We start from the raw sequence: 25634 nt of genomic DNA, 5'->3' as shown, positions 1-25634 counted from the left end.
CTTAGCATCAGAGCAATTCCATCTCCTCCTCAGCATCATCCTCATCCGCCAGCAAAGACTGGTTGCGCAGCAAGTGTTCCACCTGCACCGCCAGCCCTGCGATAGTCGGGTGTTCAAACAGGTAATGGAATGGCACATCCAGCCCGAATGCCTGACTGACCCGCGAAATCACCTGCGTTGCCAACAACGAATGCCCACCCAAAGCAAAGAAACTGTCACGAACACCCACGGCTTCCAGCCCCAGTACTTCCTGCCAGATGTCGGCAAGCTGCTGTTCGGTTGGGGTGGACGGCAGCGCTTGTGCACTGACACCACCACCCCAAGCCGGGACAGGCAATGCCTTACGGTCGAGCTTGCCACTGGGGGTCATTGGGAAAGCCTCCAACACCATCACGGCGGCAGGAACCATGTAATCCGGCAGTTTTTCCTGCAAGAAATGCTGCACTTGCACTGCCAAATCTGGCGTGCCCGTTTTCGGTACGCAGTAAGCCACCAGCCGTTTATCGCCCGGTTTGGCTTCATGCACTACCACTGCGCCGTCCTGCACCGCAGGATGCTGGTTCAGCACCGCTTCGATTTCACCCGGCTCAATGCGGAAACCGCGAATCTTGAGCTGGTTGTCAGCACGTCCCAAAAATTCCACATTGCCATCTTCACGCCAATACGCCAGATCGCCGGTGCGGTACAGCAAACCATCCCCAAACGGATTGGGCAGGAAACGTTCCGCCGTCAGTTCCGGGCGGTTGAGATAACCCTGCGCCAGACAGTCACCCGCCACAGACAATTCCCCCGGAATGCCGCGTGGCACGGGCTGCCCGTGACGATCCAGCAAATACAGGCGGGTATTGGCAATCGGTCTGCCAATGGGCGGCAATACCGACCACTGCGATACCTCACCCTGCAAAGTATACGCCGTCACCACATGGGTTTCGGTCGGGCCGTAATGGTTGTGCAAAGCGCAATCCGTATCCGTAAACCATGCGTTCAATGCGTCCGTCAGGCGTAATTGCTCCCCGGCGGTAATCACATCACGCAAGCTCGGCGGCATCCAGCCCATTGCCACGTCTGCTAATTGCTGCAAGGCTACAAACGGCAGAAACAGGCGTTCCACCTTGGCAGTATCGACAAACCGCAGCAACGCCGATGCATCACGCCGCAGGTTTTCGGCAATCAACACTAACGTACCGCCGCCACACAGTGTGGTGAAAATCTCCTGAAACGACACGTCAAAGCTGATCGGCGAAAATTGTAAGGTACGTGCTGCTTGCCCCAAGCGAGCATCCGCCTGTTGCCACAAAGTCAGGTTGACCATGGCACGATGTGGCATCGCAACCCCTTTGGGCTGCCCGGTCGAACCGGAGGTGTACAAGCAATACGCCAAATGCTGCGCTTGGGTTTGGCAAGACAGGTTATCCGTCGGCAAACCGGACAAGGTTTCCCATGCGGTGAAGACTTGCAGGTTCGCAGTGAGTGGCAATTGCGCCTGCAATTCGGATGTAGTCAGCAGCAAACAGGCTTGCGCATTTGCCAGCATGTACTGTAAACGTTCCGCCGGATAGCTGTGATCAAGCGGTAAACACGCCCCACCCGCTTTGAGGATACCCAATACACTCACCACCAGTTGTGGTGAACGTGGCAAACACAAGGCTACCGGCATATCCGGCTGTACGCCCTGCTCCCGCAACCACAGCGCCAACTGGTTGGCTTGGGCATTCAATTCCCGGTAACTCAAACGGGTATCCGCAAATTCCAACGCAATGGCATCGGGGGTACGGGCTACTTGTCCCTCAAACAGTTCGTGGATGCACACATCGGTAGGGTGAGGCGCGGTCGTCGTATTCAGATTTACCAACACATCCTGCACTTCAACAGTCGTCAGCAGCGGCACATCGCGTAACAGCGTGTCTGGCTTTGTCACCATATTTGCCAGCAAGGTTTGCACATGTCCCAACAGGCGCGTGATCAGGACAGGCGCAAAGCGAGTAGCATCGTAATGCACATGCAGTTCCATCACCCCGCGCAACATGGCCACGAAACTGAGTGGATACGGCACGCGCTCCACCGCTTGCATGTCACGGATTAGCCCCAGTTGTTCCCAACGCGCATCCAGCGGGTAGTTTTCGTAGGCAAAAATGCTTTCAAACAGCGGCGAACCGCGTGGCACTTCACTCCAACCCTGAATATCCACCAACGAACAATGGGCATACTGTTCCTGTTCCACTTGTTGCTGTTGCAAGGTTTGCAGCCACGGCAGTAAGCGGGTATTAGCATCGACCTTGACCCGCACTGGCAAGGTATTGGTGAACATGCCCACCATGCTTTCCACTCCGGCGAGTGTCGCGGGTCGACCGGACACAATCCCGCCAAATAGCACGTCATCGGTGTTGCTGTAACGTGCCAGCACGATTGCCCAAACACCTTGCAGCAGCGTATTCAGGGTGAGGCGATGTTGTTGGGCAAAAGCGCGTAAGGCTGCGGTCTGTTCGGGTGACAATAGCAGGTGTTGCGTCTGGTAATCGGCTTGCCCGGTAGGCGTAGGCTTGCTTGCTCCCAAAGGCGTGGTGGTATTGAACCCTGCCAATTGCCCACGCCAGAAACGTTCGGCTTGCGCCCTATCCTGTTGTTGCAACCAGTCGATGTAATCCACAAACGGGCGCGGCAAGGGCAATGATAACGTTTGCCCTGCGGTAGCCGCCTGATAAAACGCCAGCACTTCATTCAACAGAATGGGGTAACTCCAGCCGTCGTTGATCAGGTGGTGTATTGTCCAAACAAAGCGCGTGGTTAGTGCATCCACCCGGATCAGGGTACAACGGAACAGCGGCGCATCCTCCAGCGCAAACGGCTGCTGCAAATCGGCAACCTGCCACTGCGCCCATTCCGCCTCAACCGCTTCATGATGCTGCCAATCCAGTACCTGCCAAGGCAAATCCACATCAAGTAAAGCGACCTGCACTGGCTTGTCGAGGTCTTGCCAATAAAAGGCAGACCGCAACACTGCATGACGATCCAACACCGTCTGCCACGCTTGGCGGAAAGCAACTTCATCCAGCTTTGCCGCATCCAGCGTGAGGATGAACTGGATGGTGTAAGCATCACTGTCCGGCTTGCTCAGGGTTTCGATCAGCAAGCCTTGCTGCAACGGGGTCAGTTCGTAGATGTTTTCCAGATTGTCTTGCATGGTCACTTCCTTTTGTTGACCTTGATGCGGTTCAACAATTGATCTAATTGGTTTTGTTTGAGTTTGGCTTGGGCGAAATCGCTGCTGGTATAACCGCCTGCTTGCGGGTCACGGCAATGCGCCAGCACGGCTTGCAAAGCACTCATGAAGGCATCCGCGAAGGCTTCCACGGTGGCAGGTTTATGCAAGGCTGTGCTGTAGGCACAATCAACTTGTAACTGCCCATCCACCACCAAACAGTTGATTTCCCAAACGTAAGGGCGTTGCTGTTGCGGGCTGTGTGGCTGTGTCGTCATATCCAGCATGGCATGACGCAACACGGCAGTGTCAGCAGCACTGGCATCGAATTGCCCCAGATAGTTGAAGCACAACTCGGCTTGCCCTGCCAACCCGTCTGCCTTACCCAAATAGCGCAGGATGCCGTAGCCCATGCCCCGATTGGGGATGGCACGTAACTGTTCCTTGACTGCTTTGATGGCACTCGCCGCATCCTTGCCTTGCAGCGTCAATGCCAGCGGATAAAGGCTGGTGAACCATCCCACCGTGCGCGACAAGTCAAACGCGGGAACTGCCACACCACCCGGCGGAGTATCCAGCACTTCGCGCCCATGCCCTTCCAGATCAAGGCGCAACTGGCTTTGACCAGTACGTTGCTGGTAAGCCTGCAATAACGCCGTCAGCAGCAGGTCATTGACTTGGGTGTGGTATGCCTGATGTGCGTCTTGCAGCAGGCTGCGGGTATCGACAGCGGATAATTGCCGGACAATATGCGCTTGCGACGCTACCGTATTCGCGGTGATATTGGCGGGATAATCGGCAACCAAGATCGCAGTCTGGTTGGTACACACACCCTGCCAATACGCCAATTCCGCTTTTACGTAGGGAACGGCATCCTGTGCCAGCCACGCTGCCCATGTTTGAAAAGCGGTGGTTTTAGCAGGTAGTTTGATCCCCTGCCCTTGCTGCAACTGCACGCAAGCGGTCTGCAAATCTTCCAGCGATACACGCCATGACACCCCATCTACCACCAGATGGTGAATGCACCAGAACAGGCGGGCGGGTTGCTGTTCACCCAAACGGAACAAAGCCATGCGTTGCAGTTCACCCGTTGCCAGATTCAAGCTGGCTTGCAGGCGACAGCATTCGCGCTCCCAACGTGCTCGCTGTTCCTCCGGTGACAAATCGCTCAAGTCGATGACGGCAAGTGTCAGTTCACCCGCCTCTGCTGCACAGTCTTGTTGCCATTGCCCCTCTTGCTGCACAAAACGGCTGCGCAAGGCATCGTGGTGTAATGTCACCTGCTGCCATGCTTGGGTAAGCATTTCCGGGGTAAGCCCGGCGGCGATTTCGGCACGGAAGGCGAGGTTATGGTGCTGTGCTTCGGCAAAATCCTGAGCGAAGAACCAGTGTTGCATGGGGGTAAGTTCCACCTTGCCACTGACCTGACTTTGCGTATTCAGGGTGGCGGTAGGGGTAAGCTGTTCAACCACGCTTGCCAGTTTTGCAATGGTTTGGTACTGAAATAACTGCTTGGGTTGGAATAACAAACCTTGCTGCCGCGCCCGTGACACCACTTGCAAACTGAGGATGGAATCCCCGCCCAATGCAAAGAAATTATCGTGGATACCGACGCTCTCACGTCCCAACACATTCGCCCAGATGTCCGCCAGTTGCTGTTCAACTGGCTGGGTAGGCGCAGCATATTGGGTATCGTTAGCCGCTTCCGTTTCAGTGGGAACAGGCAGGGCTTTACGGTTGATTTTGCCATTGGCGGTTTGCGGCATGGCTTCCAGTAGTACGCACACCGCCGGAACCATGTAGGCAGGCAAGGCGGCTTGCAGGTGTTGCATGATGTCGGTGTTACTGGCATCCGCAAACGGTTTGGCAGTCCAGTAAGCGATTAAACGTTTCTGCCCCGGTTGATCTTCGCGCACAATCACAGCCGCTTCATGTACGGCGGGATATTGGTTCAACACCGTTTCAATTTCGCCCAGTTCGATACGGAAGCCGCGCAGTTTGACCTGATGATCGACGCGCCCGATGAATTCCAGCGTGCCATCCGGCAACCACCGCGCCAGATCGCCCGTGCGGTACAAACGCCCTGCCCCGAACGGATTGGCAAGGAAGCGTTCGGCTGTGAGGTCATCACGTTGCCAATAGCCGCGTGCTACGCCACTGCCGCCCAGATACAATTCACCCGGCACACCGATGGGTAAGGGTTGCAATGCGGTATCCAATACATAAGCCGTCTTGCCGGATAACGGGCGACCAATTGGCACTTTGCACGTCGGAATCGCATTAGCATTAAGTTCGTGGCAAGTGGCGGTAATGGTGGCTTCCGTTGGGCCATAAGCATTCAACAGGCGAATCCCGCGCTCCATCTCACGCCACAACGCCACGGTTTCCGGCGGTAAAACATCATTGCCCACAATCATCAAGCGCAAACTGGCAGGCAAGGCTTGCCACTGTTGCGTTTGCCAATGCGCCAAGACCTGATGCAGATAAGCAGGCGGTAAATCACAGACCGTGACTTGCTGTGCTTGCAGGTGTGTGGTGAATTCATCCAACGACCAATGGGGTTGGGCAATCACTACTCTTGCCCCACTGATCAGGGCGGGCAGGATTTGTTCCAGCGCCACGTCAAAGCTCATCGACGCAAACTGCAATACCCGGTCATTTGCGCCCAAACCAAACTGTTGCTGCATGGTGCGGGTATGGCTTGCCAGTGCACCCTGTTCCACCATCACCCCTTTGGGCTGTCCGGTCGAGCCGGAGGTATAGATGAGGTAAGCCAGTTGCGTGGCAGTAACTACCAACGCCGGATTATCAAGCGGCTGTTGCAGCAGGGCAAACCACTGGCTATCCAGCGCAAACAGGGCAGTATCCGCTGGCAATACCTGAGGGGTGAATACCCGTTCCAGCACCGCTTGCTGGCTCAATACCAGCCTGACCTGTGCCTGTTCCAGCATGAAATGGATACGCTCGGCGGGGTATGTCGGGTCTATCGGCAAATACACCGCCCCAGCCTTGAGGATACCCAGCAAACCCACCAGCATGTCGGCGGAACGTTCCACACACAAACCCACCGGCATTTCAGCCCCAACGCCTTGGGTGCGTAAGTAATGAGCCAACTGGTTGGCACGGGTATTGAGTTCGCGGTAAGTCAGTTGTTGACCTGTAGCGGCATCCACCACTGCAACAGCGTTGGGGGTATATTCCGCTTGTGCCGCAATCAAACCCATCACACTTGGCTCAGTATCTGCCAGAGGTAATGCTGCAATCCCGCTGCAATCTTCCAATAAGCGTTGGCGTTCGCACTCAGGTAGCAGCGGCAAATGCCCTACGGCTTGTTGTGGATGGGCAGCAATACCCGATAACAAGGTCAGAAAATGCCCCGCCATGCGCTGCACCGTTTCCGCACGGAACAACGCTGTTTTGTACAGGAAGAAGCCTTCCAGACCATTAGGGGTTTCCCACAGTTGCAGTTCCAAATCGAACAGCGAGCGTTCGGCGGGTATATCCAATGGCTGGCTTTGTATACCGGCAAACGCAAATTCATTAGCGGATACGTTTTGCAAAGCAAATAACACTTGTACCAGTGGGTTGTACGCTAGGGTGCGGGTCAGTTGCAGCTCTTCCACCAGCTTTTCAAACGGCACATCCTGATGGTCGAACGCGGCTTGTGCCGTGGAGCGTACTTGCGCTAACACCTCGACAAAACTCGCCGACGCATCCATCTGGGTACGCAATGCCAGCGTATTGGCAAAAAAACCGATCAGTGGTTCAAGTTCGGAACGGTTGCGGCACGCCACAGGTGAACCAACGACCAGATCATCTTGCCCGCTGTAGCGGTAGAGCAGCACATTGAAAGCTGCCAGCAGGGTCATGTATAACGTTGCCCCGGCTTGCTGCGCCAAGGGTTGCAGCGCATCCACCACCGTTTGGGGAACATGGATAGCTTGCTGCCCGCCCTGATAGCTTTCCACTTCCGGGCGCAGGAAATCGGTGGGTAATTGCAGCAATTCCGGTGCGCCACTGAGTTGCTGTTTCCAGAAAGCCAGCAGGTTTGCCAGCCGTTCACCTTGCAGGGTGGCACGTTGCCAAGCTGCGAAATCGGCATACTGGATGGGCAGATTCGGCAAGGCAGCAGGCTTGTCCTCACGATAGGCTGCATACAACGTTTGCAGTTCCCGCGCCAAGATGCTGATTGACCAACCATCCCCGGCAATGTGGTGCAGATTCAGCAATAGCACATGTTCATCCGCCGCCAAACGCAATACCGTGGCACGTAACAGCACATCCATTGCCAGATTGAACGGACGTTGCGCATCGGCACGCGCATGACGTAACACCACGGCCTCACGCGCTGCCTTGGGTAAGGCACTTAAATCCACCTGTCGGATCAGTGCCGGGCTGAAAGCTGCCAATATTGGCGCACTGTCGCCAGTAACAAACTGGGTACGCAACGCCTCATGACGCTGGATGATGGCATCGAAGGCTTGCTGAAAGGCTGCCATGTCAAACACACCGCACAACCGTAATGCCACCGGAATGTTATAAGCATCTCCCGCTTCCAGCTCATCCAGAAACCACAGACGCTGCTGGGCAAACGATGCCTGTAAGGGCGCATCACTGGCTCGCAGGACAATCACTTCCGCCATTGCAGAAGGTGTTAAACCTGCCACCTGCTGTGCCAAAGCTTCAAGCGTCGGGTGGGCAAACAGCACACCGGGCAACAACTCCAGCCCCAATGCCTGATTCAGCCGCGCCACACACTGGATAACCTGTAAGGATGCACCACCCAAGGCAAAGAAATTGTCTTGCACCCCTACCTTGGGCTTTTTCAACACTTCTTGCCAGATAGTCGCAAGCTGGATTTCCAGCGGATTGCGCGGCGCAAGGTAACGGCTGCTATAACGTTTATCAGGCAGGGTTTGCTGGGCTAATTCTTCAAAATCAACCGTACCGTCTACCAAACGCGGGATGACTTCGACCACTTCCATCCGGCACGGCACGGGCAGGTCGGTACTGCATTGCGGGAGGGCTGGGGCAGTCGTGCAGCCTTCCGCCAAGACGCAGTAAGTAACCAGTTCCTTGGCATCGGCTTGCACATCGGTGCGGAACTGGCGCACATGCGCTTTGCCACCGTCCAGCCCTACCAACAGGCTCGGCTGGTTTTGCGCCAAGGCCACCAACAAGGAACGCATCGCTTCTGCTGAGCTGATCAGGCAATAGCCTTTCGCCGCAAACAGGGCTTGCACCGTTGCGCCTTGGCTCATACCCACGTCGTCCCACATGCTCCACGCAAGGCTGTAGCTACGCAAACCTTGCTGGCGTTGCTGGACTGCAAATGCATCCAGATAAGCATTCGCAGCGGCATACGCGGCAATGTTTGCCCCACCAAAGAAACCGGCGGCGGAGGAACTGTAGACCACAAAGGCTTGCGGACGTTGCACCAGCAAGGGCTGGATGGCTAATGCACCTGCCAGTTTCGGGTAAAGAATGGCTGCCATGCCAGCGCGTGATTCGTTGGCAATCGGCTGTTCATGCGATGTACCCGCCAAATGGAAAATCCCGTCCAGTGGGGCTTGCCAGTATTGTTCCGCTGCAATCACGGCTTGTTGCAAAGCGTGCGCACCACCAACATCCAACGCTACGTATTGCACCGCCCCGCCAGATTGCAGCGCAAGTACTTCCAGTTGTTGCCATGTGGCTAAACGGGCTACGGTTTTAAAGGAAACATCAGCACCAGCAACCGGCAACGCGGTTTGCCCCAATAACAGCAAACGCGCTTGATAATTTGTCAGCAGGAAGGTAGCGAGTTCTACACCCATCCCCCCCAGACCGCCTGTCAGCACGTACAAACCGCCCTGTGCCAGCCGCGCCGCGCCCTTATCCGCTGGTGCCAATGCTGTCTTTTGCAACCCGGCGATATAACGCATCCCATCTCGCCACGCTACTTCACTGCCGCTATGGGTAGCACGGTCGCTGCTCTCTGCCACCAAACATGCCGTCTTATAAGCCAATGGTGATAACGGCAAATCAATATGACGGCAATATAAACCCACCTGTTCAGCCGCAAGGCTTTTCAGGAGAGCTGGAACAGTCGCTTTGGTAGCATCAAGCCTATCCTCAGCCAAAACTAGCTGGCTATGGCTGGCAACCACACTGAAACCAACTGGCTCAACCTGTGGCATGTCGCGGGTGTAGGCCAGCAAGGCTTGTGCCAATGCCAATACACTGTAGAGATTGTTTTCCTGACAGGCATCCCACACCGCCTGCTCCTGACTTGGCGATTGCTCGTCCACCGCTGCGTCATAACCTAGCAAGTGCCAAACGTGTACCAGTGGCTGTGACGGGTGAGCAAACACTTGCGGCGTAACATGGGTACTACTGGAAACACAGACGCACACATTACCCAAGGCTTCCAGTTTACCGCGCAAGGTATCCGCCAACCCCAAACGATCTGCCAAAATAACATGCAGCCCAGTCATTATCCCTTCGCGGGAATCCGCCGCTAGTGGTTGCCATGCACGTTGATAGAACCACTCCGGCACAGTACGCTCATTACCTAACAGCACATCAACTTGTTGCAGGGTACTATCCACTTCCCCGGCTTCCAAACGCTGTGCCAAGGGCTTGCGCTGAATTTTACCGATGGCAGTTTTGGGAATGTCGTCACGTTGCAATGGAATCAGGTAGGCAGGCATTAGCCCCAAGGTTTTCAGCAAGGTTTCCTGAATGGCGGGCAAAAGCTGTGGCAAGCGGGCAGGCGCATTGGGTACAAAGAAAACTGCCAATTGTTCCGCTGTCTGTCCCAGCATCCGTACCGCACAGGCAGCGGTGAATGACACCGCCACTCCGGGCACACTTTCCACGACCACTTCGATTTCAGCATTGGCGAAGTTCGCGCCATTGATAATGATGACTTCCTTGGCACGCCCACTAATCACTAATTCGCCATCAGCAAAGAAACCCAAGTCACCAGTATCAAACCAACCGTCGTCCAGAAAGGCTTGCTCATTGGCTTGCGGGTTCTGGTAATAGCCATTGGCAACTGCCGTACCTTTAACTTGGAAATGCCCAACCGTTCCCATCGGCAACAAAGTGCCGTGGGCATCCACAATGCGTAGGCTAATCCCCGGAATTGGCGGCCCCAAACTGGTAAAACTCACCGCATCGGCAGCAGCCGCTGAGACAGCCACCACACCATCAGGGCTATCCAGAGAGGCACGGCTAACACTCACAAAGCGCAAGGGATACTCGGCACTCGCATGGAAATACGTCACCCCTGATCCCATTTCCGCCATACCAAACGCTGGGCAAATCGCATGGGATGGGAAACCAAAACGGGCTACCCCATCCAGAAACGCAGCCACGGTTGCCGGGGATACTGCTTCCCCTGCCGTCAGCAAGGCTTTGACACAAGATAAGTCCCAATCACCTTGCCTACCCTGCTCTGCCAACGCATTCAGGATGAGGCTGTAGGCAAAATTCGGTGCCCAGCTATGAGTGATGCGGTAACGGTCAAGCAAACGCAACCAGTTCAAGGGTTCGCGCAATACGTATTCTTTAGGCGCATACACCAAGGTACAGCCCAATAACACACAGCGAATATGCCAATCGGAAATGCTGCCAATATGGTCAAATGGCAACCAGTTCAGGATCACATCATCGGCTTGATGGGCATTCGCCTGATTCACACCCACTGCTCGGCAGATGAGGTTACGATGGGTCAGCGGAATACATTTGGGCGCACCCGTACTACCCGAAGTCAGGGTAAAAAACACCACATCATCAGGGCTGCCAACATGATGGCGAGTATCCGCCGCTTGGGTCTGACAATCTTCCAATGCCAACACCCGATCAGCGGCAAAATCGCCCCAGCGTGCTAATTGCTGGATACTGTCACGGCGAACTGCATCAGTCAGCAGATACGGCTGTTGCAAATGCCGATACACATGTAGCAAGCGTTCCAAATCGTTATGGGTTTCCGCATAACTGGGCGGTGGTGCCATAATCACCGGAACAAATCCACCCAACACACAGCCCCAGAACGCTGTCAAGATGGCGTAGTTATCCCCCAATTGCAGGATCACTTTATCCTGCGGCTGTAAACCCGCTTGGCGTAAGCCTGCCAAAATGGTTTCAGCAGCATTGAGCATGTCGGCATAGGTAAAGCGTTGTTCCTGCCCATCCGCATCAACAAAAATCCACGAAGCAGCAGTGATACGGGCAGCTTGCTGATGCAGGATCGCGGGTAAGGTGTCTGGCAATTGCTGCGGCAATACCAGCGGTTCACCCGTCAATAACGATAACGCAGCCACTGCCTGATCTGATGACGCGGCTTTGCTAGCTATTGGTGGTGCTATCGTTGTTGCCTGGAGGGTTGGCGACGCAGACAAGCCTGTATCCGGCAGAACGTCATGCAAATGCCGATAGCGTAAGCTTTCACCCACAAGTTGAAGATTAACCGCCAAATCCCTCACATCGGGATGCTGACGTAATGCCAGCTCCCAAATGTTACGCAGGTCTTCTAAACGGGTAGAGGGTGTTGGTGGCAACATGGCGACACTCCTTGCAAGCAAATACCGGAACTTACTAGGAAGCTATCTGTTGGTTTTGCACCGCTTTCAGACAAATCTTGCAGTAATCAATCACCATTTCTTCGGCAGCAGCTTTGGCATTAGGGTCTACATCAACGTCTGCGTCAAACAACCAATCCAGCTCCACATCCATTTCCACACAGAATTCGGCGACTTTTTCCGCCAATGCCTGCAAACCTTCGGCGGGTAAGCCTAACAGCCATGCCTGTAGTGCTTGCTCCTTTGCCATCAAGGCGGAGGTTTCTACCCATGCACGGAAGGGGGTTGCCAAGTCTTTGTGTTTGGAAGAAAAGGAGGCGGACAACTCTGTCCAAACTGCTTGCAGTTTTTCTTTAGGCTGGCTCATCGACCAAACCACTAAACCAACCAATGATGCCAGTGCCACAACAGCAATGAGAATATGCATGGAAACGTTCCCGTATGTTAAAAATTAACCCATGCGAATTTATCATCAAACTGAAGGTTGGCTGAAGGGAACGCAACATTTCTTAACATTTCTCTGCCAGACAAGCAGTAGAAGCTGGATTAAATTTGCCAGATCTTGCTGAACTCAATATGTTGCTAAAGTTGACGTTCAGAATCAGCAATACAGATAAGCCTAAATACTTGGCGCACGCACGCAAATTGAATAAGTTGCCATTGGGGGTATCAAATCGCGGTTTCTAGGAGTACATCTAGAACGTAGCCGGACAATCGCAGGCATAAAAAAACCCGCTGTGATGCGGGTTTTAGGATGTTTTAGAACGTCACCGTTCTTTAATATGGCGGAGAGCGAGGGATTCGAACCCCCGGAGGTTTAACCCTCAACGGTTTTCAAGACCGCCGCCTTCGACCACTCGACCAGCTCTCCGAAGGATGCAAATGATACGCAAACTTTCAGAACATTTCCAGTGTTTTTTCCAAGAAAGGTTTATCTTTCTGTGTGTCAGCCCTAGGGTGGCTATGCTAGAATTCCCCCTTTATTGCTGCCCTAACAGAGACAGGCTTAATGGACTCAAGCAAACCCTCCCTAACTTACCGTGATGCTGGCGTTGATATTGATGCAGGCAACAATCTGGTTGAACGCATCAAACCCCTCGCGCAACGCACCAAACGCCCTGAAATGCTGGGTGGTTTAGGCGGTTTCGGCGCACTGATGTCGATCCCCGCCAATTACAAAAACCCCGTACTGGTTTCCGGCACGGACGGCGTTGGCACTAAACTGAAACTGGCGATTGATACTGGCATTTACAACAGCATTGGTATCGACCTCGTAGCGATGTGCGTCAACGACATCATCGTCAGTGGCGCAGAACCCCTGTTCTTCCTCGACTACTACGCCACTGGCAAGCTGGATGTGAACGTTGCCGAGCAAGTCATCAGCGGTATTGCCGAAGGCTGCGTGCAAGCAGGGGCGGCACTCTCCGGTGGTGAAACGGCAGAAATGCCGGGTATGTACCACGGCGATGACTTCGATCTGGCTGGTTTCTGCGTCGGCGTGGTTGAGCGTGACAATATCCTAGACAATTCCCGCGTGCACCGTAACGACGTACTGATTGGCCTTGCCTCCACCGGCCCGCACTCCAACGGCTATTCCCTGATTCGCAAAATCATCGAAGTCAGCGGCGCATCCTTGGACGAACCCTTCGGCGACAGCACGCTTGGGCGCACCTTGTTAGAACCGACCCGCATTTACGTCAAAGCCATCCTCGGCTTAATGCGCCGCTACGACCTGCACGCCGTCGCGCACATTACCGGCGGTGGTATTACCGAAAACCTGCCACGCGTCCTACCCGCTCGCACCAAAGCCAAAATCAAGCGCGGTAGCTGGCAACGCCCCCCCATCTTTGACTGGTTGCAAGAAAAGGGCGGGGTTTCTGACGAAGAAATGCTACGCACCTTCAACAGCGGTATCGGCATGATCTTGGTTGTCCCTGCTGACAAGTCCGAAGAAATCATCAGCACTTGCCGCCTCGAAAACATCAAGGCGTGGGAAATCGGCACGATGGACACCTCCGATAGCGATACCCCCTTTGTCGAATATGTCGATTGATAACGCCACAGCACTGCCAACCTTGGTCGTGCTGATTTCCGGTAGCGGCAGCAATCTGCAAGCCTTCATCAAAGCGATTGAAACGGGTCGCCTGAAAGCACGGATTGCCGCCGTCATCAGCAACCGCGCCGAAGCCTACGGTCTGCGCCGTGCAGCCGATGCGGGCATACCCACCGACATCGTGAGTCACCGCCTCTTCGATAACCGCGAAAACTTTGATCAAGTCTTGCAAGACAAAATTGATGCGTTCCAGCCGGATCTGGTGGTACTGGCAGGCTTTATGCGTATCCTCACCCCCAACTTTGTACGGCATTACGAAGGGCGGATGCTGAATATCCACCCTTCCCTCTTGCCCTTGTACAAAGGCATCCACACGCATCGGCGCGTGCTAGAAGATGGTGGCAATGAACATGGTGTCAGCGTACATTTCGTCAGCCCAGAATTGGATGGAGGCCCCGTCATTATCCAAGCCAAAGTGCCGGTATTACCGAGTGATTCGGAAAGCAGTCTGGCGGAACGGATACAAGAGCAAGAGCACGTCATTTATCCGCAAGTGGTGAAATGGTTCGTGGAAGGCAGGCTTAAACTGGTAAACAATCAAGCGACGCTGGATGGCAACGCCTTAACACGTCCCATCCAGCATCTCAGCGCTTAATTAACCGAAATGGCAGACGTAGTGCAGGTCTTCTAAGGTTTCAATGTCGAAGGAAGTGTTCGCACCCACCTCGAACGATTGACCACCTGCATACGCTGTCCATTCATCGCTACCCGCCAAACGCACGTTGCAACGCCCTTGCAGCAATTCCATGATTTCCGGCGCACCCGTGTTGAATTTCAGCGTGGAGGGCAAAATCACGCCCACGCTTTTGCGCGTACCGTCTGCCAGCGTCACGGTGTGGCTGATGCACTTGCCATCAAAATACACATTCGCGGTCTTATTAACGCTGACATTCTCAAACTGACTCATAAACTTCCTTTAACGTTGAGGGATGGGGGATAATTACTGACCTGCAATGGTCATTTTATCAATCAAAATCGAACCGGTACGGATGCTACCACGCTCATCCACATCGTCGCCAATCGCCACAATGCCCTTGAACATGTCCTTCAAATTACCCGCAATGGTCACTTCTTCCACCGGATGCACAATCATACCATTCTCGACCCAATAACCCACCGCACCACGCGAGTAGTCACCAGTAATGCCATTGATGCCATTGCCGATTAATTCCGTCACCATCAAGCCTGTGCCCATTTCCGCCAGCAAACTGGGGAAACTAATCCCCGTATCCGCCAACAACAAATTGCTCGCACCACTCGCACTGCCCGTGCTTTGCATTCCCAACTTACGTGCACTGTAACTGCCGAGGAAATAGTCTTGAATAATGCCGTCTTTCACAATGTCACGCGCTTGCGTCGCGACACCTTCCGAATCGTAGGAACGACTTGCCAAGGCTTGACGCATGAACGGATCTTCGCGCAATTGCACAAACTCAGGGAAGGCTTGTTGCCCCAGTGAATTCAGCAAAAAGCTGGCTTTGCGGTATTGCGAGCTACCGCTAATCGCCGATACCAATTGCCCAATCAAACCCCGTGCCATTTGCGGCACAAACAAAACCGGTGCTTCACGCGTCGAGAGTGAACGTGCATTCAAACGGCGTAAAGTGCGTTGCGCCGCTTCCGCCCCCACACTGTCAGCAGATTCCAGCAAACCCGGTACACGCGATACGCTATACCAATAATCGCGCTGCATAGAATCGCCATCCTGTGCCACTACCGAACAGCTCAGGGAATGGCGTGTGCCATGAGTAATGCCCATGAAACCGTGCGAATTTGCGTACAAACTCATGCCCGCATAGCTATCCACACTCGCGCCTTCACTGTTGGTAATCCGCGCATCGTGTTCACGCGCCACGGATTCGGTCTGAAGCGCCATGTCAATCGCCGCATCCGCATCCAATTCCCACGGATGGTATAAATCCAGCTTGGGGAAATACGTCGCCATGCGTTCCGCATCACCCAAACCGTTGAAATCGTCTTCAGAAGTGTAACGTGCTATCCGACACGCCGCATCCAATGTATCTTCCAACGCTTGCGGTGAAAAATCACCTGTCGACGCATAGCCCTTGCGATGCCCGAAATACACCGTCAAGTTAATGCCCTGATCACGGTGGTATTGCAGCTTATCGACCTGCCCCATACGCACTTCGACCGACAGTCCCGTGCCTTTGTCGATGTCGAGTTCTGCGGCGGTTGCGCCTTTCGCTTGCGCTGCCGAGAGTACACGTTCAGCCATTGCTTGAAATTCGGTTGCAACGTCAAAACGGTTTGCCAATTCAATCATGATACTTATCCTTATGCTGTCGCCGTGCCGCCGACGGTAATACCATCAATCCTGAGGGTCGGTTGACCCACGCCCACCGGAACGCTTTGCCCGTCTTTGCCGCACACGCCAATGCCAGTATCGAGCTGCAAATCGTTGCCCACCATGCTGACACGCGTCAATACGTCAGGGCCATTGCCGATCAACGTCGCGTTTTTCAGCGGCTTACCAATCTTACCGTTTTCAATTTGGTAGGCTTCGGAGGCGGAAAACACGAACTTGCCAGACGTAATATCGACCTGACCACCGGAGAAATTCACCGCGTAAATACCTTTTTCGACCGATGCAATGATTTCTGCCGGATCGTATGCACCTGCACGCATGTAGGTATTGGTCATACGTGGCATCGGCAGATTAGCGTAAGACTGCCGCCGCCCATTGCCGGTGGATTGCGTCCCCATCAGCGCAGCATTCTGGCGGTCAAACAAATAGCCTTTGAGGATACCGTCTTCGATCAAGGTCGTGCATTGGGTTTGTGTGCCTTCGTCATCCACACTCAGTGAACCACGGCGCTGTTCCAACGTGCCGTCATCCACCACAGTAATGCCTTTGGCAGCCACTTGTTCGCCGATACGCCCTGCAAATGCGGACGTGCCTTTGCGGTTGAAATCGCCTTCCAAACCGTGCCCGATGGCTTCGTGCAATAACACGCCCGGCCAACCATTGCCTAGCACCACCGTCATGCTGCCCGCAGGTGCGGCTTCGGCATCAAGGTTGATCAAGGCTTTGCGCACGGCTTCTTCCGCGTATTCCTGCGCTTTGTTGCCATTGAGAAAGAAATCGAGGTTAAAACGTCCACCACCGCCAGCCGTCGCGCTTTCGGTTTGCCCATTGCGCTCCACAATCACGGAAACGTTGGTACGCACCAGCGGGCGTACATCCGCCGTCATCCGCCCCGTTTCATCCACCACCAGAATGATTTCATGCACTGCCACCATATTTGCCATGACTTGCTGCACATAAGGGCTGGTTGCCCGTGCAATGCTGTCAATTTGGCGCAGGAAGCTAATTTTGTCGTCTTCGGATAACGATGCCAGCGGGTCGTCCATGCCATACAGTTGACGTTGCGGCGCAGCAACACGCCACGCATTTACCGTGCCGGATTGCCCCGCACGCGTAATGGCACGCGCCGCTTTGGCGGATTCCAGCAATGCCGTCAGGGTAATTTCACCGCTGTAAGCAAAGCCTGTTTGCTCACCACACACCGAACGCACTCCGACACCTTGCTCAATACTGTAGCTGCCGCTCTTAATAATGCCTTCCTCCAGCCCCCACGATTCGTAACGGGCGGACTGGAAATACAAATCAGCCAGCGTGGTATCTTTGGTTAAAAGCTGACTGAAAACGTGTTCTAAATGTTGTTCACTCAAACCCGTCGGGGCAAAAAATGCCTCACGAGCGAAATCGTATGCGGATGTTGTCGTACTCATAATGTTCCTTGCATAGTTGTCTCTTTGGGGCAGCGATGCGACAGCACCGGAAAGGTTTTACGGGTTTGTTCGAGCGCATCGAGGTCGATCTCTGCCAACACCACACCTGCACCTTTTTCGCGAACATCCCGCACCCGCCCCCAGTAATCCACGATCATGCTATGACCGTAAGTGGTACGCCCACTGGTGTGATAACCGCCTTGACCGGGTGCAACCACGTAACACAAATTCTCAATCGCCCGCGCCCGAATCAACACTTCCCAATGCGCCTTACCCGTCAATTCAGTAAACGCGGAAGGGATCAGCAAAATTTGCGCCCCCTGTTCCGACAAACGCCGGTAGAGTTCGGGGAAACGCAAGTCATAACACACTGACATGCCCACGCGCCCAAACGGCGTGTCCACCACCACGGGCTGCTTGCCGTGCACGGTGGTATCGCTCTCGGTGTAAATTTCTTGATTCTCGCTCAACACCACGTCAAACAAATGGATTTTGTCATAACGCGCCACCACCTCGCCTTTGGCATTATACATCAGGGAAGCGGCGTACACCTTGGCTGGGTTATCAGAACGCAACGGGATAGTACCCGCCACAATCCACACCCCGTACTTGCGGGCTTGCTGACTAATAAAGGTTTGAATTGGCCCCTCACCAAACGTTTCCGCAATTTTTACTTTATCAGCTTCATCCTCACCCATCATGGCAAAGGTTTCCGGCAGCACCACCATGCCTGCGCCACGCGCAGCCGCCTCCTTGATCAAACGCCCTGCTTCCATCAGATTCGCTTGTACCTGTGGACCCGCTGCCATCTGTAGTGCCGCGATTAACGCCATGCTTATCTCCCCTTACTGATTACGTGCTGTCATTGTCTGTTCAATGCGTTAAAACATCAACATCCGTCTTTTTGAATGGTAGCTTTAATTCGACGATTTCCGGTTTTTCCCACGCACCCGTGACGCGGTAACGCAACCCTCCGGCAGTTTGCAACTGTTGCGCCGCTGTTTTCTCCGTCAGCGAATTGAGCAATAACATTGCCGCACCACCACCAATTCCCCCAACCGCCGCCCCTACCACGGGCAAGGTCGAACGCAGGTTAGGGATCACTATCAACGTTTGATCAAGGGTTTTGCGTACTAGGTTTACGCTACCCTTAACTCCCGCATTCATCGCCGCCGCTTCGATAATGGTATCGTGCGTGGTAAGGATGCCCTGCTCCAAGTTGAAATTGCCGGTGATCGCATCAAATGCCACCCCTTTCGCCATCATATCCCGAAAATCCAAAGTTAAGCGCTCTGGCAAACGCTGCGCATCCAACAAGCCGAGCAAACGCCCCAAACCGGGGTCAACCTCGCTCAAGCTACCCTTACCGAAACGCACCTGAATATCTCCCTTCACTGTCGGCAAAGCGAAGTTAAACGGCGCACCGTCCCAATGCAGGTTGGCGGTAGCTTGCAATGCCCCACCTTGCAAGCCAGCCTCACTGTCAGGTTTTGAGAGAAGCTTGCCGGGTTCGGGAATACTCGCCGTGACCGTCAATTCCGTCTGCGAAGAACTAGCGGCAGTGCTATACCAACGCCCTTGCGTAGCAGATAAGGTAAGCAGCGAATTGCGCAGTTCAAACGTATCCATCTGCAAATCATTGCGGACTTTATTGAGATTAAGCGTCAACTGCTCAATCGGAAAATCGTCTTTCTGGCAATCACGGCAGGTCACGCGCAGCGACGGAAAATCCGCCGGAGACAAACTGCCCGCCTTCCCCGTTGAACGTTTCGGCAAGCTGGCACTGAACTTATCCAAATCAATGTGATTGAAGTCGATATTGACGCGCCCATTCGCCCACTTTTTGCGGGGTAAATACACATTCGCTTGCAGCCGTTCCGCACGCACATGGGCTTTAAGAATGTCACCCTGCTCCACGTTGATGCTGGCTTTGCCCAAGGATTGCGCCCCCAACATCAAGTTAGAGACACCAAGATTGGCGATTACGCTAGGGGGGGTAGCTGCATCAGGCGCACCACCGCTCATTGCCGCACCGAATCCTTGCCATGCCAATAAATCCAACTCCTCAAGCTCACCGCCAACGAGAATACCACTCTCCGGCAAGGTCACGGCTGTGCCGCCCACGCTCACCCCAATAGCCGTCGGCTGCTTGCCTTTGTGGGGCAAACGCGCTTTTACGCTTAAGTATTTGCCCATATCCACATCCACCTGCCACGGCTGGTTGGAATCAAAAGGCAAATCCACGTCCACCTGTAAATCGCGTGCCGTCTCAGCCGCTTTACCAAACGGCGGGGGCAAATCAATCGCCACGCCCGCTAACTGACTGCGTGATTGTATGCTCAGACTACTCAACGCTTTGTCTTTAGCCGCGTTGAATGCGGGTAATTCCAATAATGTCTCCACCGTGGTTTTGCCGTGCACATACGGTTTCAGGCTGGCAAGGCTTTCCGGCAAAAATACGCTAGGGGATTGCTGCTGCTGCAAACCGACACGAATAATGCCGTGAGCCTTATCGGTTTTCGCCGAAAGTTTAAGCGGTTGTTGCCGATATTCGCCCGTAGCATTTTCAACGTTCACGCCATACTGATCGAAATGCACCTGACCGTTGAGCTGGGTGAAGGATTGGTCGTAATCAGGAATCGCAAACCGATTACCGTGCAGGCTAACTAGCCCATCCACCGCCACGCCTTGCGCATCCAACGTAGATTTTTTCAACGGCACATCGAGTTTCAAACGCAAATCAGAGTCGCCTGCAAACCTGGCAACCTGCATAAAATCGCGCAAGCTGCGCCCAATCGGCGCATCCCGCAAATAATTCATGTGCGCTTGCAAATCACCTTGCGTCTGCAAGTCGAGCAAGAGATGGTTATCCTTGGTGTGCATATTCGGAATCGCCACCGTGCCGCCCCGCACATCCAAATCCATAATCGTGGCGCTGCGTACCGTGGCATTCATATCCGCATTGTGAAAATGCAACTCGCCATTAACCGCTTCGGCTTGCGGCCATTCCGGCAAATACGCCAACACGCCGTTTTCAATATCAAAGCGGATGTCGAATACCCCCGCTTTATGCTGGAACGGAAAATCCGCCGGATTGCCCCGCAATACAAATTCCCCCTTCGGCACGTAACCTTGCACAATCGCCGTTTTCAACCACTGTTCGGTATGATCGGGAAGCAGTGCGGGAATGTAATCGCGTACATTATCGACGGTACGTTGCGTCGCAAACGTCATAGCCAAGTCAATGTTAGGCGGCTGTTGGTGAGGTAAATCGAACTTGCCAGACCCTTGTAGGGTTATGTCAGGATTTTTAGCATTTAGACGTGCTAGTTGCCAGTGCCAACCGTCCGGCTGCACCGTCCAATTCAGGTCAGCAGCTAGCGTGTCAACCCGCAAAGGCTTCTCGAACCATTTCGGGTACTGAAGGCTGCTATCGCTGATGTTCACCTTAACCTTACCGCCTGCATTATTGGCAGCAAAGGTCGCATTCACGCCTTGCAAGGCAGGCACATCGGCATTGCCGCTCCAACTCAGGTGCGTCACCTCCCCTTCGCCACTGACCTGTAACGGCTTGCCTGCCACCGCGCTAATGGTGGCATCCAACTTCAAACCACCCGCCGTCACCCCGTAGGACTTGAGCACGGGGGATGGTAGCGCCGCAAGGTTGAATATTTGGGTACGGGTATGCAAATCCCCTTCCCATTGCGGCTTACCGTCGGGGGCTGGCGCTTGGTGCAACACCGCATCCACCCCCAAGGTTTCCCCAATCGCAGGCGGAAATAAGGCATCAGCTTGCAAGGTAATTTCGTTCGGCAAAATCTCGCCCATGAACTGTAAATCGCTCAGCGCCAAACTGCGGTGATTGGTTTCATCCATCCAATGCACAAAGCCACTATTGATGCTGATACGGATGGGGGATTGACGTTCAATATTCAGTACTGTGTTTTTCTGCCCCGGCAAGGGAAAACGTAAGCCCTGAATATCCGGCAACGCATTCGCCTGCTGACGCAAAATAAATTCCACGCCTTCTAACTTAATCTCGGCAGGTTGTAAACGCAGGGTGCGCAAACTTTCGCGCCAATCCACCGTTAATGCGAGCTGGCGGATTTGGATGGGGGATTGCCCAGAAGGTTCGGTTAATTGCAGGTTTTCCAGCACCCACAGCAGACCGTCGCCGTCACTATCGACACGAATTTGCCCAATATTGATCTGATTGCCGACGAAATCCGACAATTCGCTTTCCAGTATGCCTTTATAGTCATTAACCATCGGCAACCAGAGCTGCGCCAGCCCAAACAGCGCAACCAGAAAAATAGCCCAGTGAAAAAAGAACGTGAGTAGCAAGTAGGTGAGGCGTAATACAAAACCGCCCTGCCTCCTAGAGAAGTACAACGTCGAAGTGCTCCTGCTTGTAAAGTGCTTCTACTTGTAAGCGAATACCGATCCCCACAAATTGCTGTAATTCTGCCAGACTGTCGGATTCCTCATCCAGCAACAAGTCCACCACTTCCATAGAAGCCAGCACCAGCAATTCACGCGCATCGAATTGGCGCACCGCTCGCAAAATTTCGCGGAACACTTCGTAACACACCGTTTCCGCACTTTTGACAAAACCGTTGCCATTACAACAAGGACACGGTTGGCAGAGAATATGTTCCAAACTTTCACGCGTGCGTTTGCGGGTCATTTCCACCAAGCCCAGCGGCGACACATCGCAGACGTAAGTTTTGGCGTAATCGCGTTCCAACGCCTTTTCTAGCAACTTCAGCACCTGTTGGCGGTGGTCGTGTTGCAGCATGTCGATGAAGTCGATAATGATAATGCCGCCCAAATTACGCAACCGCAGTTGACGGGCAATGGTTTGCGCGGCTTCCAGATTGGTGCGAAAAATGGTTTCTTCCAGATTGCGGCTGCCGACAAAACCACCGGTATTCACGTCAATCGTGGTCATCGCCTCGGTCTGGTCGATGATCAAATAGCCGCCGGATTTAAGCGGCACTTTGCGTTGCAAGGCTTTCTGGATTTCTTCTTCCACGCCGTGCAAATCAAAAATCGGGCGTTCGCCGGGGTAATGATCAATCACACCCGCCAAATCAGGGATGTATTTCTGGCTGAATTCGATGACTTTAGTCGCCGTTTCGCGGGAGTCAATCTGCACTTTGCTGATTTTCTCGCCCACCATATCGCGCAATACCCGCAGCACCAGCGGCAGATCCGCATACACCAAGGTCGGCGCAGGTGACTCTAGCGAAACTTTGGAAATACTTTCCCAGAGTCTGCACAGAAACATCATGTCACGGCGCAAATCGTCTTCACTAATACCTTCAGCAGCAGTACGCACGATATAGCCATGCTGGCTACCAAATTCGGTGCGTAAGTGTTCGAGGGTTGCCCGCAAGCGTTCACGCTCCGCCCCCTCTTCGATTTTGCCCGATACCCCCACATTGCTATTGTCCGGCATCAAGACCAAAAAGCGGGAAGGAATGGTGACATGCGTGGTAAGGCGTGCGCCTTTCGTCCCCAGCGGGTCTTTGATCACTTGTACCAACAGCTTTTTGCCTTCGTACAGCAATTCACTGATTTGCACAGTAGGACGCGGGATGGTATCGCCTTGAAATTCTTCTAATGAAGGGTGTGTCAAATCAGACGCGTGTAAAAACGCCGATTTTTCCAAACCAATGTCGATGAAAGCCGCTTCCATCCCTGGTAAGACGCGGCTAACTTTGCCTTTGTAAATATTACCGACAATGCCTTTACGGGAGGTGCGTTCAATCAACACTTCCTGCAAGATGCCGTTTTCGAGCAATGCCACTCGCGATTCTTGCGGGGTGACGTTAATTAACAGTTCTGCGCTCATGAATTCGCCTGTGGTGGTAATCGTTATTTTTTTATAAAGTTTCAATGCCTGCTGTTGCCAGCAATTGTGCCGTTTCAAACAGAGGCAACCCCATGACACCGGAGTACGAACCCGCGAGTTTTTCGATAAAAACTGCACCAAGCCCTTGAATCGCATACGCCCCAGCTTTGTCGTGTGGTTCGCCACTTGCCCAGTATGCCAGAATTTCCGCATCAGTGATGGTACGGAATGTCACTATACTACGGCTAACCTTAACCCGCGTCCCTGCAGGAGTGGTTAGGGCAACAGCCGTCAAAATATCGTGGGATTGCCCTGACATTTTACGGAGCATTTGCTGAGCGTCAACAAGGTCACGGGGTTTTACCAAGAGTTCACCATTGAGAATGCCAATGGTGTCCGAACCGAGGACGGGTAAGTTCCCTGAGCGAAGTCGAAGGGAAACCGTTTCCGCTTTGAGGATAGCTAGCCGTTTCACCAAGGCTTCTGGTGTTTCATCCGGCAACGGTGTTTCATCGACATCGGCGGTTTGCACTACAAAGCGGATGCCAATTTGGGCCAGCAGTTCGCGACGGCGCGGTGAGGCAGACGCGAGAATAAGCTGCGGTGCGTGCATTTAGTCCCCGCGATGGTAAGGGTGATTGGTCAGGATGCTCCATGCGCGGAACAATTGCTCCGCCACCACAATCCGCACCAGCGGATGTGGGAAAGTCAACGGTGACAACGACCAGCTTTGCTCGGCACGTTGCAAACACGCAGGCGATAAGCCTTCGGGACCACCGACCAGCAAGCTAACATCCCGACCGGACATCATCCAGCTATCGAGTTGCTGGGCAAGCTGTTCGGTTGACCACGGTTTACCCTTCACGTCGAGCGTGATCACGAGATTGCCGTCGGGAATCGCTGCCAGCAACTTTTCACCTTCACTCTGACGAATGCGGTTTAAATCACTGTTTTTAGTGCGTTTCTCGGCGGCAATTTCGCGAATCAACAGTTGGCAGTGTGGCGGCATCCGTCCGGCGTATTCATCCGTGCCTGTGTTAACCCAACTCGGCATTTTCGTGCCGATGGCGAGCAGGTGGATACGCATTTAGTCGTCGTGATCAGCCGCTGCGGCATCCAACATACCGGGGCGGAATTGCGGCAAGCCTTCGCCCATTTCCCAAAGCTTTTCCAGATTGTAGTAGTCACGCGTGCTGGCGAGCATGACGTGCAAGATAATGTCGTTGAGGTCGAGCAATACCCAATCCGATTGCGCGTCGCCTTCAACGCCTAACGGCTGCTGACCGGCTTGTTTCACCGCCAGTTCGACCGCATCCGCGAGGGATTTGACGTGGCGATTCGAGTTACCGGTCACGATCACCATCATGTCGGTAATGGAAGACTTGCCACGCACATCAATCGTCTTGATGTCTTGACCTTTCATATCATCCAGTGTGGTAACCACTAATTGTTTAAGTGTTTCGAGTTCCATTAATTATTCACAGTAAAGTTGATGTCGTTGAATATAGTCCAGAACGCTGTCTGGTAACAAATATCGGGGGTTTTTACCCTGTTTCAATAGCCCGCGCACCTGTGTAGCGGAAATATCCAATGCGGTGACGGGTAATAGGTAAATCCTGCCTGCGGGTGTGGTGCGTAAATCGTCGGGGTTTGTGCTGAGGTAAGGTTCATACCACGCGTTAGGGGGCAGACTATACGCTGGACGCTGCACCACGACCAGATGTGTGAGGGTTAAAATTTCATCCCAACGGTGCCAACGCTGAAAATGCTGGAAGGCATCGAAGCCGAGGGTGAACAGGAGTGGGCATTCGTCGCCACTTTCAGCACGAAAGGTTTGTAATGTGTCGAAGCTGTAGGATTGCCCTGCGCGGCGTAGTTCGCGATCATCGGCGTGCAAACGCGGTTCGGCAGCGATGGCAGCTTGCAACATGGCGAAACGCTGGGCGGGAGTGGCAAGCGGTTGCGGGCGGTGCGGTGGGACGTTGCCGGGGATAAGGCGCATGTCGGTAATGCCGAAGTGTTCTGCAACTTCTAGCGCAGTGCGGAGGTGCGCGTGGTGGATGGGGTCGAATGTGCCGCCGAGGATGCCGATCATTTACACATACCTAAACGGAATATTGAGTTTGTATTTGATTTCAATGGGCA

Annotated in this window: 15 protein-coding genes and 1 tRNA gene; 2 read left to right on the top strand and 14 right to left on the bottom strand. The window is 53.8% G+C overall.

Going from position 1 to position 25634, the window contains the following annotated elements:
- Nucleotides 1–7 precede the first annotated feature (7 nt).
- The 4 genes from J1836_RS20175 to J1836_RS20160 form a co-directional block, all read right to left on the bottom strand.
- Nucleotides 8–3181 (bottom strand): non-ribosomal peptide synthetase, encoded by a 3174-nt coding sequence (locus tag J1836_RS20175; protein ID WP_207252935.1) that lies wholly within the window; start codon nt 3179–3181, stop codon nt 8–10.
- A gap of 2 nt (nt 3182–3183) precedes the next feature.
- Nucleotides 3184–11748 carry a non-ribosomal peptide synthetase gene (locus J1836_RS20170; RefSeq protein ID WP_207252934.1) on the bottom strand — a complete coding sequence of 2855 codons (8565 nt, stop codon included), beginning with the start codon at nt 11746–11748 and terminating at the stop codon, nt 3184–3186.
- Between the two features lie 34 nt (nt 11749–11782).
- Nucleotides 11783–12193 (bottom strand): hypothetical protein, encoded by a 411-nt coding sequence (locus J1836_RS20165; protein WP_207252933.1) that lies wholly within the window; start codon nt 12191–12193, stop codon nt 11783–11785.
- 356 nt (nt 12194–12549) lie between these two features.
- Nucleotides 12550–12637 (bottom strand) — tRNA-Ser (locus J1836_RS20160).
- A 138-nt stretch (nt 12638–12775) separates the two neighbouring features.
- Here J1836_RS20160 and purM point away from each other — a divergent pair.
- Both purM and purN read left to right on the top strand, forming a co-directional pair.
- The gene (gene purM / locus J1836_RS20155) at nt 12776–13819 is read left to right on the top strand and encodes a phosphoribosylformylglycinamidine cyclo-ligase (protein ID WP_207252932.1); all 1044 of its coding nucleotides are present in this window, start codon (nt 12776–12778) and stop codon (nt 13817–13819) included.
- Nucleotides 13809–14474 (top strand): phosphoribosylglycinamide formyltransferase, encoded by a 666-nt coding sequence (gene purN / locus J1836_RS20150; RefSeq protein ID WP_207252931.1) that lies wholly within the window; start codon nt 13809–13811, stop codon nt 14472–14474. Before purM ends, purN begins: the two co-directional genes overlap by 11 nt.
- Here the strand turns inward: purN and ppnP are convergent, their stop codons facing one another.
- From ppnP to nadD, 10 genes are read right to left on the bottom strand one after another with little or no spacing between them, the layout of a single operon-like run.
- Entirely contained in the window at nt 14475–14786 is a 312-nt protein-coding gene (gene ppnP / locus J1836_RS20145) for a pyrimidine/purine nucleoside phosphorylase (RefSeq protein WP_207252930.1), read from the bottom strand.
- A 33-nt stretch (nt 14787–14819) separates the two neighbouring features.
- Nucleotides 14820–16163: a metalloprotease PmbA gene (pmbA, locus tag J1836_RS20140; RefSeq protein ID WP_207252929.1), complete on the bottom strand. Its 1344-nt coding sequence runs from the start codon at nt 16161–16163 to the stop codon at nt 14820–14822.
- Between the two features lie 11 nt (nt 16164–16174).
- A complete protein-coding gene (gene tldD, locus J1836_RS20135) occupies nt 16175–17632 on the bottom strand; it encodes a metalloprotease TldD (RefSeq protein ID WP_207252928.1) in 1458 nt (485 codons plus the stop codon).
- A complete protein-coding gene (locus tag J1836_RS20130; protein ID WP_207252927.1) occupies nt 17629–18465 on the bottom strand; it encodes a carbon-nitrogen hydrolase family protein in 837 nt (278 codons plus the stop codon). The genes tldD and J1836_RS20130 overlap by 4 nt, the downstream gene beginning before the upstream one ends.
- A 40-nt stretch (nt 18466–18505) precedes the next feature.
- Complete coding sequence (locus tag J1836_RS20125) at nt 18506–22024, bottom strand: YhdP family phospholipid transporter (RefSeq protein WP_207252926.1); 3519 nt, start codon at nt 22022–22024, stop codon at nt 18506–18508.
- A complete protein-coding gene (gene rng, locus J1836_RS20120; protein ID WP_207252925.1) occupies nt 22011–23489 on the bottom strand; it encodes a ribonuclease G in 1479 nt (492 codons plus the stop codon). The genes J1836_RS20125 and rng overlap by 14 nt, the downstream gene beginning before the upstream one ends.
- Before the next feature lie 31 nt (nt 23490–23520).
- A complete protein-coding gene (locus J1836_RS20115; RefSeq protein WP_207252924.1) occupies nt 23521–24102 on the bottom strand; it encodes a Maf family protein in 582 nt (193 codons plus the stop codon).
- On the bottom strand, nt 24103–24576 hold the full coding sequence (gene rlmH / locus J1836_RS20110; RefSeq protein ID WP_207252923.1) for a 23S rRNA (pseudouridine(1915)-N(3))-methyltransferase RlmH: 474 nt from the start codon (nt 24574–24576) through the stop codon (nt 24103–24105).
- Nucleotides 24577–24960: a ribosome silencing factor gene (gene rsfS, locus J1836_RS20105; protein WP_207252922.1), complete on the bottom strand. Its 384-nt coding sequence runs from the start codon at nt 24958–24960 to the stop codon at nt 24577–24579. It lies immediately after the preceding gene.
- Between the two features lie 3 nt (nt 24961–24963).
- Complete coding sequence (gene nadD / locus J1836_RS20100; protein ID WP_207252921.1) at nt 24964–25584, bottom strand: nicotinate-nucleotide adenylyltransferase; 621 nt, start codon at nt 25582–25584, stop codon at nt 24964–24966.
- Between the last annotated feature and the right edge of the window lie 50 nt (nt 25585–25634).

Origin of the sequence: Thiothrix fructosivorans, from assembly GCF_017349355.1 — a bacterium.
Classification (GTDB): Bacteria; Pseudomonadota; Gammaproteobacteria; order Thiotrichales; family Thiotrichaceae; genus Thiothrix; species Thiothrix fructosivorans.
This window is presented reverse-complemented; position numbering and strand designations above follow the sequence as displayed.